Annotated in this window: 14 protein-coding genes and 2 pseudogenes; 7 read left to right on the top strand and 9 right to left on the bottom strand. The window is 61.5% G+C overall.

What is annotated here, in order from left to right; translation table 11 throughout:
* Positions 1 to 9: 9 nt before the first annotated feature.
* Positions 10 to 99, bottom strand: a pseudogene (locus WB528_RS10600) (tautomerase family protein); the annotation flags it as partial.
* 351 nt (positions 100 to 450) lie between these two features.
* On the opposite strand from WB528_RS10600, the gene WB528_RS10595 reads away from it, so the two are divergent.
* Positions 451 to 1539 carry a four-carbon acid sugar kinase family protein gene (locus WB528_RS10595; RefSeq protein ID WP_423888369.1) on the top strand — a complete coding sequence of 363 codons (1089 nt, stop codon included), beginning with the start codon at positions 451 to 453 and terminating at the stop codon, positions 1537 to 1539.
* Between the two features lie 32 nt (positions 1540 to 1571).
* A complete protein-coding gene (gene pdxA / locus WB528_RS10590; RefSeq protein ID WP_423888368.1) occupies positions 1572 to 2606 on the top strand; it encodes a 4-hydroxythreonine-4-phosphate dehydrogenase PdxA in 1035 nt (344 codons plus the stop codon).
* Positions 2607 to 2623: 17 nt separating this feature from the next.
* Here the strand turns inward: pdxA and WB528_RS10585 are convergent, their stop codons facing one another.
* On the bottom strand, positions 2624 to 3397 hold the full coding sequence (locus WB528_RS10585) for a fumarylacetoacetate hydrolase family protein (protein WP_423888367.1): 774 nt from the start codon (positions 3395 to 3397) through the stop codon (positions 2624 to 2626).
* A 273-nt stretch (positions 3398 to 3670) separates the two neighbouring features.
* Positions 3671 to 4009: a hypothetical protein gene (locus WB528_RS10580; RefSeq protein WP_423888366.1), complete on the bottom strand. Its 339-nt coding sequence runs from the start codon at positions 4007 to 4009 to the stop codon at positions 3671 to 3673.
* A gap of 63 nt (positions 4010 to 4072) precedes the next feature.
* Here WB528_RS10580 and hyi point away from each other — a divergent pair, with 63 nt between their 5' ends.
* The 4 genes from hyi to pyk are packed head-to-tail and all read left to right on the top strand — an operon-like array spanning position 4073 to position 8535.
* A complete protein-coding gene (gene hyi / locus WB528_RS10575; protein WP_423888365.1) occupies positions 4073 to 4861 on the top strand; it encodes a hydroxypyruvate isomerase in 789 nt (262 codons plus the stop codon).
* A gap of 15 nt (positions 4862 to 4876) precedes the next feature.
* Positions 4877 to 5764, top strand: coding sequence for a 2-hydroxy-3-oxopropionate reductase (glxR, locus tag WB528_RS10570; protein WP_423888364.1), 888 nt, complete (start codon positions 4877 to 4879; stop codon positions 5762 to 5764).
* A 26-nt stretch (positions 5765 to 5790) separates the two neighbouring features.
* The gene (locus WB528_RS10565; protein WP_423888363.1) at positions 5791 to 7053 is read left to right on the top strand and encodes a glycerate kinase type-2 family protein; all 1263 of its coding nucleotides are present in this window, start codon (positions 5791 to 5793) and stop codon (positions 7051 to 7053) included.
* Positions 7054 to 7074: 21 nt separating this feature from the next.
* Positions 7075 to 8535 (top strand): pyruvate kinase, encoded by a 1461-nt coding sequence (gene pyk / locus WB528_RS10560; RefSeq protein ID WP_423888362.1) that lies wholly within the window; start codon positions 7075 to 7077, stop codon positions 8533 to 8535.
* Between the two features lie 303 nt (positions 8536 to 8838).
* Here pyk and WB528_RS10555 read toward each other — a convergent pair whose 3' ends face one another.
* From WB528_RS10555 to WB528_RS10535, 5 genes are read right to left on the bottom strand one after another with little or no spacing between them, the layout of a single operon-like run.
* Positions 8839 to 9888 (bottom strand): ABC transporter substrate-binding protein, encoded by a 1050-nt coding sequence (locus tag WB528_RS10555; RefSeq protein ID WP_423888361.1) that lies wholly within the window; start codon positions 9886 to 9888, stop codon positions 8839 to 8841.
* Positions 9889 to 9938: 50 nt separating this feature from the next.
* Positions 9939 to 10871: an NAD(P)-dependent oxidoreductase gene (locus WB528_RS10550; RefSeq protein WP_423888360.1), complete on the bottom strand. Its 933-nt coding sequence runs from the start codon at positions 10869 to 10871 to the stop codon at positions 9939 to 9941.
* 21 nt (positions 10872 to 10892) lie between these two features.
* Positions 10893 to 11693: an N-acyl homoserine lactonase family protein gene (locus WB528_RS10545; RefSeq protein WP_423888359.1), complete on the bottom strand. Its 801-nt coding sequence runs from the start codon at positions 11691 to 11693 to the stop codon at positions 10893 to 10895.
* 3 nt (positions 11694 to 11696) lie between these two features.
* Positions 11697 to 12680: an NAD-dependent epimerase/dehydratase family protein gene (locus tag WB528_RS10540; protein WP_423888358.1), complete on the bottom strand. Its 984-nt coding sequence runs from the start codon at positions 12678 to 12680 to the stop codon at positions 11697 to 11699.
* Positions 12681 to 12720: 40 nt separating this feature from the next.
* Entirely contained in the window at positions 12721 to 13440 is a 720-nt protein-coding gene (locus tag WB528_RS10535) for an enoyl-CoA hydratase/isomerase family protein (RefSeq protein WP_423888357.1), read from the bottom strand.
* Between the two features lie 297 nt (positions 13441 to 13737).
* Between WB528_RS10535 and WB528_RS10530 the strand changes: the two are divergent.
* Positions 13738 to 14055 (top strand): annotated as a pseudogene (locus WB528_RS10530) (aldehyde dehydrogenase family protein); the annotation flags it as partial.
* A gap of 94 nt (positions 14056 to 14149) precedes the next feature.
* Here WB528_RS10530 and WB528_RS10525 read toward each other — a convergent pair.
* Positions 14150 to 15589: an amidohydrolase family protein gene (locus WB528_RS10525; RefSeq protein WP_423888356.1), complete on the bottom strand. Its 1440-nt coding sequence runs from the start codon at positions 15587 to 15589 to the stop codon at positions 14150 to 14152.
* Between the last annotated feature and the right edge of the window lie 143 nt (positions 15590 to 15732).

Genomic DNA, 15732 nt, shown 5'->3' with positions numbered 1-15732 from the left:
GTTGTGGCATCACGTTGCGTATTGCGCGATACCGCTGCCGAACGACCAGTTTTCCTTTTTCACCTCGACGAGGTTGATGAGGACGTCCTCCCGCCTGAGACCGATCGCGGCGTTCGGGCCGGCGGCCCCGTCAATATCAACGGAATTTCGGCCTATCAGAATCAGTTCGTGGAGTCGGTCATCAAGGATTTGACGTCGACACTCGACTCCATCGCATAAGGCGCGATCGAACAGCTTTTTTGTTTTTTCTTTTGCAGAATATCTGTGGTTGAGTGGGTTGCAACTGCACCAAGTTTATGTGAAATCCTTTCGATATTTCAAAGGGTTTTTCAGCCATTTTTCGTGCTATTGATTCACCCGAAGAAAACCGGCGATCAAGCTCAAGAGCGCGGTCAGGTTCAAGAGCGAAATCGCCGTCGAAAAAGCAGATTCGGGCAGGACGCGGATCGTATGTCTTCCTTGAGACTTCTTGCCGACGATTTGACCGGCGCGCTCGACACGTCCGCCGAACTGGTCGGCAAGTTTGGGCCGCTGAAAGTGTGCTGGTCGGTCTCGTCGATCGCGCCGGCCCAGCAGAATTTTTCCATCGATAGCGGCACGCGGGAACGCACTGCCGGCGACGCCTTTGCCATCGTGCAAAAGCTTGCGCCACGGCTTGCCGGCGCCGCCACCGCGTACAAGAAAATCGACAGCCTGCTTCGCGGCCACTGGGCGGCGGAACTGGATGCATGTTGGCAAACCGGGCTCTGGGACGCCTGCATCCTTGCGCCGGCCTTCGCGTATCAGGGCAGGCGTACGCTCGACGGCCAGCAATTTGCGCGCGGCGCGGACGGGAGATGGAGCCCGGTGGGCACGAATCTCGTCGAGCAGCTTCGCGACCGGAAGCTTGAGGCCAGGCGATCCCGCCCCGCTGACGGTCTTCGACCCGGGATCAATGTCTTCGATGGCGAAACCGACAATGATCTGGATTGGGTCGTGAAGGCCGGTCAAGACTATTCCGGAAAGGTGTTGTGGTGCGGCAGCGGCGGGCTTGCGGGTGCGCTGGCGCGCGGGGCGGACGTCTGGGTCTCCGATCAGCTGAAGGGGCCGGTGCTTGGCGTGTTCGGGTCCGATCATCGCACTACGGCGCTGCAACTTGCGGCGTGCAGTGCCATCGTCATATCGAGCGACGATGTCGTGCGTGATATCGACAGGATCAGGCAAGCGTTGGACAAGGGTGTTGCCTTCATCAAGCTGGAGGCGCCGGGTACGCCTTCGCGGGACGACGTAGCGCAGCATTTCTCGCGCCAGATTTCGCTGTTGAGCCGGGCGATCAATCCGCCGGGGAGCCTCGTGGTTGCCGGCGGCGAAACCGTCAAGGCCCACATGATCGCGGTCGGGGCGCAGGCGCTGAGACCTCTGGGGCGGCTGGAGCCCGGCATCCCCAAATCGGTGATCGAGGGCGGGGATTGGTCGGGTGTCGAGGTGGTCTCGAAGTCCGGGGCCTTCGGTGCGGTTGACGTGTGGGCGAAGTTGCTGAAACAAAACGGCTTGATCTGATCCGGAATCGGACCACTGGGATAAGAAAAATAATGACCAACCGACATCTGGCGATCACGATGGGCGATCCGGCCGGCATCGGCCCGGAGATCATCGTCAAGTCCTGCGTCAGGCTTCGCGATCGTCTGGCGAGCGGTGATCTCAAACTCCTGATCATCGGCAGCCGGCGCGCCTTCGATCAAGCCAACGGACAACTCGCAGCGGGGCTCGATGTGCCGCAGGTCGCCGCGGACGCCCCCGATTGGCCGCATTTGGGTTTTTTGCAAGCGGATACGGAGAGCGAGCGGATCGCGCCGGGCGTATTATCGGCGGACGGCGGGCGTTTTGCCTACAAGGCCGTCGAGCACGGAGTGCGTCTTTCGCAGTCGGGACGGGTCGGCGGCATCGTGACCGCGCCGCTCAACAAGGAAGCGCTGAACAAAGCCGGCTATCATTATCCCGGCCATACCGAGATGCTTGCAGAACTCACGGGCGTTCGCGGCTCGGTGATGCTGCTAGCCCACGGCAACATGCGCGTCAGCCATGTCTCTACCCATGTGGCGCTGCAGGACGTTCCGGCGCGGTTGACGCCACAGCGTTTGCGTCTCGTCATCGATCTTACGAACAAGGCGCTGCTCGGTCTCGGCATCGCGCGGCCGAAAATCGCGGTGGCAGCACTCAACCCGCACGCAGGCGAAGGCGGCTTGTTCGGCCGCCAGGACATCGACGTATCCCAGCCGACGATCGAGAAAGCTATCGCTGATGGCCTTGACGTCGTCGGCCCGGTTCCCGGAGATACCGTGTTCGTCAAGCTGCGCGCCGGCCAATACGACGCGGTAGTGGCGATGTATCACGACCAGGGCCACATCCCGGTCAAACTGCTCGGCTTCGAGGTGGATCCGAAAACGGGCAAATGGCAGGAGCTTTCCGGCGTCAATATTACGCTTGGCCTGCCGATCATTCGCACGTCCGTCGATCATGGGACCGCTTTCGACATCGCCGGCCAGGGTATTGCCAACGAGCGCAGCATGATCGAGGCGATCGAATATGCCGAACGTCTGGCGGCTGCGCCTGCACGGGCCGGCTGAAGCCGCGATCGATCAAATTACTGACGAAGCTCGTTCCGCAATTCGCCGATGCCGTCAATTGCGACGGTGATCACGTTGACAGGTCCCTTGATGCTGCCGACACCGAGCGAGGTGCCGCAGCAAATCAGGTCGCCCGGCAACAGTGTCATGTCCTGCGACAAACGGCTCACAAGATCCTGCGCGCCGAAAATCATGTCGGCGATGGGATAGGACTGGCGCTCGACGCCATCGAGCAGGGTGCGGACTGTGAGCGATGATGGATCGACGCCGGTCGCGATCACGGGTCCGAACGGACAAAAGCCGTCAAAACTCTTGGCGCGCGCCCACTGCGCGAAGGTTTTGTCTTTTGCGATGATATCGGCGGCGGTGACGTCGTTGACGCAGGTATAGCCGAAGATGCTGGCCGCGGCGTCCTCCCGCGTGGCGTGGCGGCAGGTGCGGCCGATGACAATGCCGAGTTCGCCTTCATAGACGATCTTGCCGTCATAAAAGCTAGGTCGCGCGATCGCGGCTTCGGGCGCCGTCACCGAGGAGGGGGCTTTCAGCAGATAAAGCGGCTCGGCCGGCTCGGGAACGGCAAGCTTCGTGGCAAGAGCGTGGAAATTGTTCCACAAGGCGATGATCTTCGAGGGACTGGACGGCGCAAGCAGTTCGACCTCGGAGCGCGCAATCGCGCGGCCGCTCGGGCGCGGCGTTGCGAACATGTCGCCGGCATGCTCACGGATGACTTCCCCGTCGAGTGTTCCGAAACCGATTTCACCGCGATGGCGATAACGTATCCAATGAGTCACCGTTGTCCTCGTCAGGTTGGAGCGAACCGAATTGTCTTGCCAGGCCGCCAAAGCGAGTATTGAAAATATTGGTATACAATATTCCAAAATGCAAGTCGGTAGGTAGCAAGCGTCGCAGCGTTGCTCACCTGCCAACGGTAGGCCAGCCGCCATCACAAAGAAAAAGCCTCGGTAAAACCGAGGCTTATAAGTCAGGGAGAGAAAGGTACAGCGGCGATCTAGAAATCGCAGCTAACGCTATCCTGGTATAATAAATACCAGAATGCAAGAGATTTATGGCATCGCCGGGTTTCTCCGAAAAACGCCAGCTTCTTCAAAGGCCACGGACGAAAAATAAAAGTCGTTGCGATGCTGACGTGTTGCCCGCCCCGCTCGCAGATCGCTCGCGTTCTCACCCGAGACAGCAAGCGCCTTTGTCTCACCAACCCTGTGTGCAGGAATCATCTTAGCAACTGGCGACTTGGCTGCGCCCGACGCGGTGATGCTTGCCGAGGCGCGAACGCTCGCGGAGTGGCCGTCTCCTGCATTTGATTTCCAATCAAAGACAAATCCAACGCGTTGATATCGCGAACGATCTCTGCGCGTTTCCGCATCGTGAGAAACAAATTGCATTCGGTTGTATGCCTTATCCCGCCGGATGATGATCGGATCACGCCATATGATCCGGGATCGATGATGCCAAAATTCGCCGCCAACCTCACGATGCTGTTTACGGAGCGCCCGTTTCTGGAGCGCTTCGCCGCGGCGAAGGCCGCCGGCTTCACCGCTGTGGAATACCTGTTTCCGTATGAATTCGAAAAAGCCGTGCTGCGCGAGAAGCTGCTTCAACATGGCCTTTCCCAGGTGCTGCACAATCTGCCGGCGGGCAACTGGGGCGCGGGAGAGCGCGGCATCGCCATCCTCCCCAATCGCATCAAAGAGTTTCGCGATGGGGTGAAGCTGGCGATCGACTATGCGAAGGCGCTCGATTGCCGCCAGCTTAATTGTCTCGCCGGTATCGCGCCGGCGGGTGCTAATGCCGCGGAACTGCGCGATATCTTCGTCGAGAACCTGGCCTTCGCTGCGAACGCGCTCGCCGATCATGGCATCCGGCTGCTGATCGAGCCCATCAACACACGCGACATTCCCGGATTTTTCCTGTCGGGGACCGAGCAGGCACGCGAGATCATCGCGGAGGTCGGTTCCGACAATCTGTTTATCCAGTACGATATTTATCACATGCAGATCATGGAGGGCGATCTCGCCCCGACCATGAAGAAGCACCTCGACCGGATTGCGCATGTGCAGCTCGCTGACAATCCCGGGCGCAACGAGCCCGGCACCGGCGAGATCAATTTCGACTTCCTGTTTCGTTACCTCGATGACCTCGGCTACGCCGGGTGGATCGGCTGTGAATACAAGCCGAAAACCACAGCGAGCGAGGGGCTCGACTGGTGCGCCGCATGGATGGCGCACGCCTGTTGAATGGAGATACATCGCATGACCGACATTGGTTTTATCGGGCTCGGCATCATGGGACGTCCCATGGCGGGTCATCTACAAGCGGCCGGACATCGGTTGTTCCTGCACGACGTTGCGGCGCTGCCAAAGGACCTCATCGCGGCGGGCGCGGTGGCCTGCGACACGGGCAAGGAAGTCGCGCAGAAAGCCGAGATCGTCATTCTGATGGTGCCGGACACGCCGCATGTGGAGGCGGCGTTGTTCGGCCGCAACGGCGTCGCGGAAGGACTGTCGAACGGCAAGATCCTCGTCGACATGAGCTCGATTTCGCCGCTTGCGACCAAGGAATTCGCCAAACGCGTCAATGCACTCGGCGTGGACTATCTCGACGCGCCGGTCTCCGGTGGCGAGGTCGGCGCCAAGGCTGCGTCGCTGACCATCATGGTTGGCGGGACGCAGGCCGCATTCGACAGGGTCAAGCCGCTGTTCGAACTGATGGGCAAGAACATCACGCTGGTCGGCGGTAATGGCGATGGCCAGACCACCAAGGTCGCCAACCAGATCATCGTGGCGCTGACGATCGAGGCAGTCGGTGAGGCGCTGCTGTTCGCCTCAAAAGCGGGCGCCGATCCGGCGCTGGTGCGGCAGGCGCTGATGGGCGGCTTCGCGTCATCGCGTATCCTCGAGGTGCATGGCGAGCGTATGGTAAAGCGCAACTTCGAGCCGGGGTTCCGGATCGAATTGCATCAGAAGGACCTCAACCTGGCGCTCGAAGGCGCGCGGGCGCTCGGGATATCGCTGCCGTCGACCGCAACCGCGCAACAGCTTTTCAACGCCTGCGCTGCTCACGGCGGCAGCGGCTGGGATCATTCGGCGATGGTGAAAGCGCTGGAATTGTCGGCAGGCCACGAGATCGCGCGGCGATAGTTTGTCCAGGCGGCGCGGAAAAAACCATGACGATTGATCATCGCCGTCTGCTGCGGGACCTGCTCCAGGCGGCCATCGATGCCGCCGCGCCCGCTCTGTGTGTACCGGCCAACCTGCCGGACCGGCCGAAGGGCCGCACCGTGCTCGTTGGTGCCGGCAAGGCCGCGGCCGCGATGGCAGCCGCGGTCGAAGCTCATTGGGACGGCCCGCTCGAGGGGCTGGTCGTGACCCGTTACGGGCACGGCGTCGCGTGCCGGCAAATCGAAGTGGTCGAAGCGTCACATCCGGATCCGGATCGCGCCGGCGACCGCGCGGCGCGACGAATCCTTGCATTGGTGTCGAAACTGTCGAAGGACGATCTCGTCCTGGTGCTGCTGTCGGGTGGTGGTTCGGCGCTGCTGACGTCTCCGATCGCGGGTGTTGAGTTCGACGAACTCGTCGACCTCAATGCGAGATTGCTGCGTTCCGGTGCTGCGATCGGCGAGATCAACTGCGTGCGCCGGCATCTCAACGCGCTGGCCGGCGGCCGTCTCGCTGCTGCCTGCCATCCGGCCAAGGTCGTGAGCCTGCTGATCTCGGATGTTCCCGGCGACAATCCCGCCGACATCGCCTCCGGTCCGACGGTTGCGGATTCGACCACATGTGCCGACGCGCTAGCCGTTCTCGAGCGCTTCGAGATTTCCGTCGCGCCTGCGCTTCGCGCAATGCTCGCCTCCGGCCGCGGCGAGAGCATCAAGCCGGGCGATCCGCGCCTTGCGGGCGCGGAAACCCGCATTATCGCCGCTCCACGTAAATCGCTTCAAGCGGCGGCAGAGGTCGCGCGCGCGGCAAACGTCACGCCGCGTCTGCTCAGCGATCGCCTCGAAGGCGAGGCGCGGCATGTCGGCACTGCGCTGGCCGGCATCGCGCGCCACATCGCCGACCACGCCGAGCCAATGGTGCCGCCTTGCGTTCTGTTGTCGGGGGGCGAGACGACGGTCACGGTGCATGGTGAGGGACGCGGTGGCCGCAACAGCGAGTTCCTGTTGGCGTTTGGGATCGCGGTCGAAGGTCATCCGTGTATCTCGGCAATCGCCGGCGACACCGACGGGATCGACGGAATCGAGGAGATCGCCGGCGCCATGTGGTTGCCGGATAGCCAGCTCAGGGCACGTCGATTGGGAATAGACCCAAAGTCCAGCCTTGCGCGCAACGATGCGCATTCCTTTTTCGAAGCGTTGGGCGACGGCGTCGTGACAGGCCCGACACTGACGAATGTCAACGACTTCCGAGCCATTTTGATCGTCTGACCCTGCTACAGCGGACACAGCATGCACCGACAACGCAAAGCCAAGATTGTCGCAACCGTCGGTCCGAGCAGCGCCGCGCCTGACGTGCTCGAACGTCTGTTTCTCGCCGGCGTCGACGTATTCCGGATGAATTTCAGCCACGGCGAACGCGCCGACCACGTCGCGGTGCATCGCTCGCTGCGCGCGCTGGAACGGAAGCACGGACGGCCGATCGCGGTGCTCCAGGATCTGCAAGGTCCCAAGATCCGCCTGGGGCGCATTCCGGGCGGCGAGCGCCGGGTTGCGGCGGGCGATCTCGTCTCGTTCACCGTCGACGAAGCAGCCGGCGCGCAGCACATTCCGCTTCCTCATGCGGAGATTTTCGACGCGGCTCGCGCCGGGCACGGTCTTTTGATCGACGATGGCCGCATTCGGCTGCGGATCGAGGAAGTTCGCGGCAACCTGATGACGGCGCGGGTGCTGGCCGGAGGTACGCTGCGCGACCGCAAGGGCGTCAACTTGCCGGACAGTGTCCTGGCAATCTCGCCGATCACCGACAAGGACCGCCGCGATCTCGAATTGGGGTTGGATCTGGGGGTCGACTGGGTTGCCATGTCCTTCGTGCAGTCGGCGGACGACATCGCCGCGGCGCGCCGCTTGATCGGCGACGGCGCCGCACTGATGGCCAAGATCGAGAAGCCTGCGGCGCTGGCGCGGATTACCGAAATCGTTGCGGCCGCCGACGGAATCATGGTCGCGCGCGGAGACCTCGGCGTCGAGATTCCCTGCGAGGATGTGCCGGGCTGGCAGAAGCAGATCGTCCAACTATCCCGTGCCGCGATGAAGCCGGTGATCGTTGCGACACAGATGCTTGAATCCATGGTGTCGTCACCGACGCCGACGCGTGCCGAAGCGTCCGATGTCGCTACCGCCATCTACGATGGGGCCGACGCGGTGATGCTGTCGGCCGAATCCGCAGTCGGCGGCTATCCCGTGGAGTCCGTCGAGGTAATGGACCGGATCATCCGCCGGACCGAGGCGCACAAACTCTACAGGCCGTTCGTCACCGCGATCGACATCGGTATCGACGCAATCCCGTCCGAGGTGGTCTCGAAGAGTGCTGCCGATGTCGCCGATCAACTCGATGGCGCCGTCATCGCCGCGTTTACCTATAGCGGGGCCACGGCTGCGCGGATCGCGCGGTGGCGTCCGGCCGCGCCGATCATCGCGCTGACCCCGCGTGACGAGATCGCGCGGCGTTTGAATGTATTGTGGGGAACCCACAGCGTTTTTTCCGAAGACGTGTCGAGCTACGAGGAGATGATCGCGCGTGCGACCGCTACGGCCGCGAGAGAGGGAATTGCGCCCGATGGGACGCAGCTCATCATCGTCGGCGGCATTCCGTTCGGCGAGGCCGGCACCACGAACAATTTGAGGATCGCAAGGATTTCCTGTCCGGCAAGTCGCAGGGAAGCGCCGGCCTATGGCGCTTTCGAAATCTAGCCGCACGGCTGATCGAGGGGATCGCGGCTCAGGCGTTAATCGTTGGCCCCAGAATGCGGAGCATGCGCGGGCGGCTTCGAGCCTGCGCCAGAGGCGGCTCGACCATGGACCGTCCCGGCTATTTCATCGAGCAAATTTATGATCCTAGTGCCGTTCTTCTATTTGAAGTTTCTGATACTCGGTCGCCGCTTGTGGTGCAGGAACTTCAAATAGACGGCACTGGTGGAAATCGAGCAGCTTCGCCGAACGGCCCCCGCGGTTTTGGAATTTTCGTTGCTACGGCGCCCCAGGCTGGGCGTGCAATCACTGCGACAATGGCGAGTGATATTTCCGCAGCGCGGTTTCGATCAATCGGTTGTCGTAGGTCAGGCCGAAGTCGATCTTTGCCTGCTTGAGCGCCGGATCGAGGACAGCAATTGAAGCCAGCACGTTCTGGGCGGCTTCCGGCGTGACCAGGCCATCCCATTGAAAAGCGGACAGATTTCTTTCAAGCGACATCCGATAGAGCTTTTCGTCGTTCTTGTAATAAGAGACCGGGAGAGACTTTATGATGTCGTCGATCGACGCGGTCTTCAGCCACTGCATGGCGTGGACGATCGCGTTGGTGATCGCCTGCGACGTATTGGGATTGGCTTTCAGAAAATCGTTCTTCACCATGAGGCAGTCGGCGAGATAGCTGCCGCCGAAAGCATCCTTGGTGCCTTGCTCGGTCCGGCTGTCAACCAGGACCGAGGCATCTCCCTCGGCCACCAGCGCATTGATCGCGGGATCGAGGTTCACCAACGCGTCGAGTTCGCCGCCTGTCTTCATCGCGGCAACCGCGCTCGGTCCGGTGCCGATCGAAATGTAGCTTGCGTCCTTCCAGTTGACGCCGGCGCGCTCCATCAATCCCGCGACGAAATTATGCGTGGAGGAGCCGGGCGCCGAGACCCCGATCTTCTTGCCTTTCAGGTCGGCAACCGTCTTGACCTTGTCGGCTTCCGATTTTCGCACCACGAGCACGTTGCCCGGATAACGGCCGTAAGGCACGAGACAGGTGATATTGACGCCTTTGGTCTGCATGCGCAGCGTATGCTCATAGGCGCCTTCGGCAACGTCAGCGCTGCCGCCGACGAGACTTTGCAAGGCGGCGGTTCCAGATGCGAAGGCATTGGAATCGACGCTCAGTCCTTCCTGTTCGAAATATTTGCGGTTGAGCGCCACGAAATAAGCGACCTTGTTCATCTGGCTGATCGAACCGCCGACGGCGATGGTGAGGTTCTTCTTCTCGAGCGCAGGGCCTTCGGCTGACGCCGGGCCTGTCGCAGCCAGCACCGCGAGACCTGCCGTTACAATCATCAAACAATGCTTCATCGTTTCCTCCGCCGCCTTTCGGCGCCATTTTGATTTTTCCAAGTCAAACGTCATAGCGGTTCGTTTTTCAGAATATTCTGCAACACGTCGCGGGGGACGCGGATGTCGAGGTTGGCGCGTTCTTCCTGAATCAGCATCGCCGAACGCGAGTCACGCTTTCCCCATCCCTTGTTCAGCGCTTCCGTCATCTCGGCGAGCGTCATGTTGGCAAAACGCATCGGCACACCGGTCTCGCGGCCGAGAGCCGTGGCGAGCGATACGTCCTTGTGCGCCAATTCCAGCGCAAAGGCGGGATTGTCGAAATCATGCGGCAAAAATTGATCGGCCATGCGGTCGACGGCGCGCTGCCGTCCGAGCGAGCCTTGACGGATGGCGCCCCACAGCGTCACCGGATCGACGCCGGCTTTCACGCCGAGTGAAAAGCTTTCGGCGAGAACCATCTGGATGCCGTAATTGGCGCAGTTGTGCACGAGCTTGGCGACCGAGGCGTTGCCGCTTGCGCCGAGAAACCGCACCTGATCGCCGAGCAGGTCGAGGATCGGCTTGCAGGCGTCGAACGTCGCCTTTTGGCCGCTGACCCAGATCGCCAGTTTTCGCGAGGCTGCGCCCTTGGGGCCGCCGCTGACGGGGGCATCCAGCATCGACACGCCGATCCTGGCGAGATCGGCCGACAGTTCGCGCACCAGCGCCGGCGAATTGGTGGAGAGATCGATATAGGGCGTTCCTGTCCTGAAGCCGGCGCGCAAGCCGTTTTCGCCTGCCATGATCGCTTCGATCTCGGGAGGGCCGGGGAGCACGGTGCAAACGAGTTCCGAACTGGCCGCCAGCTTCTTCGGCGTCCCGGCCCAGATCGCGCCTTTGGCGAGAGCCGCAGCAGCGGATTCGCGGCGTCGGGTCAGTACATAAAGTGTGTGGCCCGCATCGAGCAGGTGGCCGGCCATGGGCCCGCCCATGGCGCCCAGTCCTGCAAAACCGATCTTCATCCCGCGCTCCTTCCTAGACGTTCACTCGCTCGGCGGATCATCGAGGCGCACGATGATGCCTTCGAGTTCGGAGCGCGGCGCCTTGTATCGCTTCATCACCAGCGGATCGTGGCCGGGAATGACGTGCTGGGGCGAGGGCGCTGCGGCGCGCAATTTGTCAAACCCTTCGAGCATCTGGCCGATATGGAAGGCCGTCACATAAGGTTTGTAGGCGTCCATGTTCTCGTAGAAATGCGTGACATCGGAGGCGAGAACCACCCATCCGCGCTTGGTATGCACCCGCACGAACTGCAAACCCGCCGAGTGGCCGGGGGCAGGGTGGATCGTGATGCCCGGCGAAAGCTCTGCCGATCCCTCGTAGAAATTGACGCGCCCGGCATAATTGGCGCGGACGATGCCGACGACGTCATCGACCTCATAGGAATGCTGCAACTTCTTGTAGCGCATGTAGCGGCCGACAGCGTAATGCAGCTCGCTTTCCTGCAAGTGGAACGTCGCGGCTGGAAGCTTGTCGAAACTGCCGACATGGTCGTAATGCAGGTGGGTCAGGATGACGTCGGCGACCTTGGCCGGATCAAGGCCGATCAGCTTCAGTGACTCGATCGGGCAACGCAGATAGTCTCGCTTGCGCTTTTTCGCGATCTCCGCCGTGAAGCCGGTATCGATCACGTAGCTCCGGTCCTGCCCGATCGCGACCCACACATAATAATCGAGCGGCATCGGTCCGTCATGCGGATCGCCGCCGATGAAATTGTCCGCGCGTTTTGAGGCGCGCGTGGCGTAGCGGATGGCATAGACTTCATAATTCGGAAGATCAGACATGAATCACTCGTTGGAGGAACGGGAAATATTGCGCCGGAAGGTTTCGGCATATTCCGCAATGCCCGCTTCAAGCGGCCATTTCGGCGACCAGTTCAGAAGACGCTTGGCGGCAGTGATATCGAGCGAAGCCCGCATCTTGACGTTCTGCTCCTCCAGCGACGTCAAGTCGTCGCCGATTTCGATATCGGCGCCCGGAATCGTGTCGCGAACGATTTTGGCGACTTCAGCCGCGGTTCGGGCGCTGCCACCGGCAACATTGATGACGCGCTGCTCGCCAGCCTTCCACGGCGGCGCCAAGAGAGCCGTGACGATGCCGTCGCTGCAATCGAGGACATGGGTGTAATCGCGCTTCATTCGTCCGCCGGTCGCGAAACGGGTAGGGCGGCCGAGCACGGAATTCTCAACCATTGGCTTGATGTACATCGGGCTCCGCATTCCGAAACCGTAGATGGCGGTGACGCGCAAGGCGAGGAAATCGAGGTTTTGGAAGCTCGCATAGGCGAGCCCAATGGCTTCGCCGGCCATCTTGGAAGTCCCGTAGTGCCCGGCCGGATTGCCGTCGCGGATCGAAAAGGCCGGATCGGTTTCGACCAAGACTGCGCCGGAACCCTTGTGATAGGCGGCGTTGCTGGAGACGAAGACGACCCGCCGCATCGTCAATTGGCGCGCTACTTCGCAGACATTGACCAGACCCATGATGTTGGTCTGATAAGCCGCAACGGGCTGCTCCAGCGACGGCTCGAGGCCGACCATTCCCGCCGAGTGAACAATGGCCTCGATCTTTTCAGCGCGGCAGATAGCGAAAAGCCGGGCGATGTCGTTGATCTGCCCGGCTCGAAAACGTCCCGCAATGTCAGGTGAAACCGCTGATGTGTCCGCGCCGGGGGGTGCGATGTCGTAAGCGAAGGATTCATGCCCCTGTCGCCGTAGCGCGGCCATGATGTAGCCGCCCAGAAATCCCGCTCCCCCCGTCACCAATACGTTCATCGGCTCGTCCGGTGGTGCGACCTGCTGGTTGGGACCGGGTTCAATGCGCGACGTTTCGTTCGGCCAGCATCACGCTCATCAAGGCGACCGCATGTTCGCTCAAATGCTTGGAGTGCGCGCCTGCGGCTTCCCGTCCAAACTTGCGAAGCAGGCCCATCGCCTTTGGATCGAATGCGGCCATCTGATTGGCGACTTCCAGCGCCCTTTTCAGCGCGGCGCCGGCCGGTGCGATTTCGGTCAGGATGCCTGCTTCCGACGCTTCCTTTGCGGAGATCTTCCGGCTGGTGACGGCCAGTTCGAAAGCCCGCTTGTAGGGGACGAAACGAAACAGGTAAGTGAACACGATCAGCGGCGGCAGGCCGTGGGACATTTCCGGCAGCGAGAACACCGCGTTTTCCGCCGCCACCGCATAGTCCACCTGAGCGGTGATGCCGAAGGCAAATCCGAAAGCATTGCCCTCGATGGCGGCGATAACCGGAACGCTCAGCGCATTGAGCGCCGTATTCACTTTCAGGATGACGTTCAGGTCTTCGGCTACTTCGGAGGCGCGTGTCAGTCCCTTGGCGCCGACCCGGCCGCTGCAAAACGCATTATTGCGGCCGGTAATAACGAGCGCCCGCAGATCCTTGTCGGAGGCACAGGTCGTGAGAACGTTGGCCAGATCAAGCAAATCCTGGGTGTAGACGAAATTGCCGGCATCGTGGCCCGCCATGGTAACGACCGAAACGCCCTTTCCCTGGGCACTGATCTCAATCGCCATGGCAGCATCCTCCTTTTGAACTTTCGTATTGTGCTTGGGCTCGGCGCGGAGCCAAAAACGAGGATTGTCTTACAGTCTGTCAATCCACTTGTCACGCTACCTTAAGGTTGTGGCTTTCACATTCTGCTTCTCAATGCGGCCGCCGCGCTCGCCCGGTTGTTCTGCATGACAGGCATCGCGCCGCGTACCGGTGCCGTCGCTTTACGGTCTTACGTCGCCGTTATAAAATGTCGGAAATAGCGATAATAACGGCGCCGCGAGGTGCGGCGCCGACCAGGGAAGGACGAGGAAAGCATAATGGCTGTTTCACAGGCAATTCCGATCACGCGCCATCCTTACGCCGACGGTTCCTACAAGAAGATGCTGATCGACGGCCAATGGGTCGATGCGGCGTCGGGCAAGAAATTCGAGACGTTCAACCCGGCGACCGGCGAGGTGCTCGCAACCGTGGCCGAAGGCGACGCCGAGGACCTCAACCGCGCGGTTGCCGCTGCGCGCCGCGCCTTCGAAGGACCGTGGAGCAAGGTCAAGCCGTTCGAGCGGCAAAACCTGCTTTTGAAACTCGCCGATCTCGTCGAGAAGCATTTCGAAGAGCTGTCGCAGCTCGACACGCTCGTGCCGAAGACGTCGAATGAGAGAAGCATGGGAGATGCATCCGGTGTTCGCGTTTGTTTGGTAGTCTTTCAAATGACCTGCCGGGCAACGCGCCTCACGTGCAGCTGAACTGGCCTTCCATCTGCTCACGGATAGCGTGATCGAGGTGCGGCAGCGCCGCCGCAAGCGACGCCATGGCGGGCCGGCCTGCGCGCATGCGCAGCATGACTTCCCGGCGGGCGGCTTCCAGATCGATGCCGAGTACGCGGTGATCCCGCACGACGGTGCGTCCGGCGACGATCAGTTCGCGCATGTGCCGCGCCGTGGCCCTCGTGAACACCAGATTGACCGGATCGAGGTCATCGCGAAGCTGGTCGTCGTCGAGCGCGTCATAGTCCAGTAGCAAGAGATCGGCCGGCGCACCTGTTTCAATAGTGCCGCCTTGGGCCGAATTCGTCACGGACAGACGGCCTGTAGCGGCGGCAGCGGACAGCACGTCGTTCTCATTCACTTTCGCCGTGAAACCCGAACCGAGATGCAGAAGGTGCGTGAGGCGAACCTCGCGCAGCATGTCGTCGTCCTCATCGAGCGCGCTGCCATCGACCCCGAGCGCGACGCGGCAGCCGCAACCAAACATCCGCGCTGCCGGCGCTACGCCGGATCGCAGCCGCAAATTCGAGCTCGAATTGGTGACGATCGTCACGCCGCGGGCAGCCAGCAGTTCCAGTTCGTCGGGCCGGGCCCATACGCAATGCGCGAGCGAAAGGCGCGGCGAGAGCAGGCCGATCCGATCGAGGAACTTGACGACGTCGCCGCCGTAAAGCTGATCGAGATAGCCACGCTGATAGCGTGTCTCCAATAGATGCATGTGAATCCGCCGCCCGGACAAGGCCGATGCCTCGGCGATCGCCTGCAGCAGCTCATCGCTGCACCATTGCACGCCGTTGGGTCCATATTGCACGGTGAAGTTCGGATTCTCCGCGGCTGCGGCGACGTCATCGACGAGTTTGATCTGGTCCTTCGGCGCCAGCGTCGGGCGGACAAAACGGCTGACGATTTCGTCGCGCGCGTCCTTCGGAAGGGCATTGAGCAGCAGCTCGGGCGGACCGTACCCGACTGGATTTCGATCCTTCATGGAAACGGCAAATCCGACCCGTACGCCGACATCGCGTGCCGCGCGCGCTACTTCGGCAGCTTCCGCCGGCAAGTCCGTAAAACCTTGCACGCGCGTATAATGCATCATGACAATGCCGGCGCCGCCGAGTGCGCTGTTGCCGAGCGAGACGGCGGCGGCGAGATAGGGATCGACGGCTGGCAGCAACGCCAGATGCGGCAGCCAGGTTTCCAGCGGCTTGCCGCTTGCGCCGATCGAGCTGCTGCGAACCGCGCGGCCATGATCGTGGGCATTGACCAGCGCGGGCATCGCGAGGAGACGAGGTTTTGACGCGCCGTTGAAGGGGCGAAGCGAATGGATTCGATCGTCTTCGATTTCGATCGTCTGGGCGTTCTGGACACCTCCTCCGGTGAGCAAGTGTGCACAGTCGATCTGGCGCATCTTAAGCTTCGCCTTTTCTGATCAGCAATTGATGGGCAGCCATCGGTCGTCCTGGATTGAGAAGCCGCGATCGATCGCGAGCTGACAATTTCAGCCTATCAAGCCAGCAGCAAAACGCGATCCGCCGTCGTGTTGCCGAACCG

Origin of the sequence: Bradyrhizobium sp. (assembly GCF_049586575.1) — a bacterium.
GTDB lineage: Bacteria > Pseudomonadota > Alphaproteobacteria > Rhizobiales > Xanthobacteraceae > Bradyrhizobium.
This window is presented reverse-complemented; position numbering and strand designations above follow the sequence as displayed.

Coding starts and splice junctions, on each gene's coding strand:
- WB528_RS10555 (WP_423888361.1), bottom strand. CDS start 9,888: ATGAAGCATTGTTTGATGATTGTAACGGCAGGTCTCGCGGTGCTGGCT.
- WB528_RS10535 (WP_423888357.1), bottom strand. CDS start 13,440: ATGGCGATTGAGATCAGTGCCCAGGGAAAGGGCGTTTCGGTCGTTACC.
- glxR (WP_423888364.1), top strand. CDS start 4,877: ATGACCGACATTGGTTTTATCGGGCTCGGCATCATGGGACGTCCCATG.
- WB528_RS10540 (WP_423888358.1), bottom strand. CDS start 12,680: ATGAACGTATTGGTGACGGGGGGAGCGGGATTTCTGGGCGGCTACATC.
- pdxA (WP_423888368.1), top strand. CDS start 1,572: ATGACCAACCGACATCTGGCGATCACGATGGGCGATCCGGCCGGCATC.
- WB528_RS10525 (WP_423888356.1), bottom strand. CDS start 15,589: ATGCGCCAGATCGACTGTGCACACTTGCTCACCGGAGGAGGTGTCCAG.
- pyk (WP_423888362.1), top strand. CDS start 7,075: ATGCACCGACAACGCAAAGCCAAGATTGTCGCAACCGTCGGTCCGAGC.
- hyi (WP_423888365.1), top strand. CDS start 4,073: ATGCCAAAATTCGCCGCCAACCTCACGATGCTGTTTACGGAGCGCCCG.
- WB528_RS10545 (WP_423888359.1), bottom strand. CDS start 11,693: ATGTCTGATCTTCCGAATTATGAAGTCTATGCCATCCGCTACGCCACG.
- WB528_RS10565 (WP_423888363.1), top strand. CDS start 5,791: ATGACGATTGATCATCGCCGTCTGCTGCGGGACCTGCTCCAGGCGGCC.
- WB528_RS10580 (WP_423888366.1), bottom strand. CDS start 4,009: ATGCAATTTGTTTCTCACGATGCGGAAACGCGCAGAGATCGTTCGCGA.
- WB528_RS10550 (WP_423888360.1), bottom strand. CDS start 10,871: ATGAAGATCGGTTTTGCAGGACTGGGCGCCATGGGCGGGCCCATGGCC.
- WB528_RS10595 (WP_423888369.1), top strand. CDS start 451: ATGTCTTCCTTGAGACTTCTTGCCGACGATTTGACCGGCGCGCTCGAC.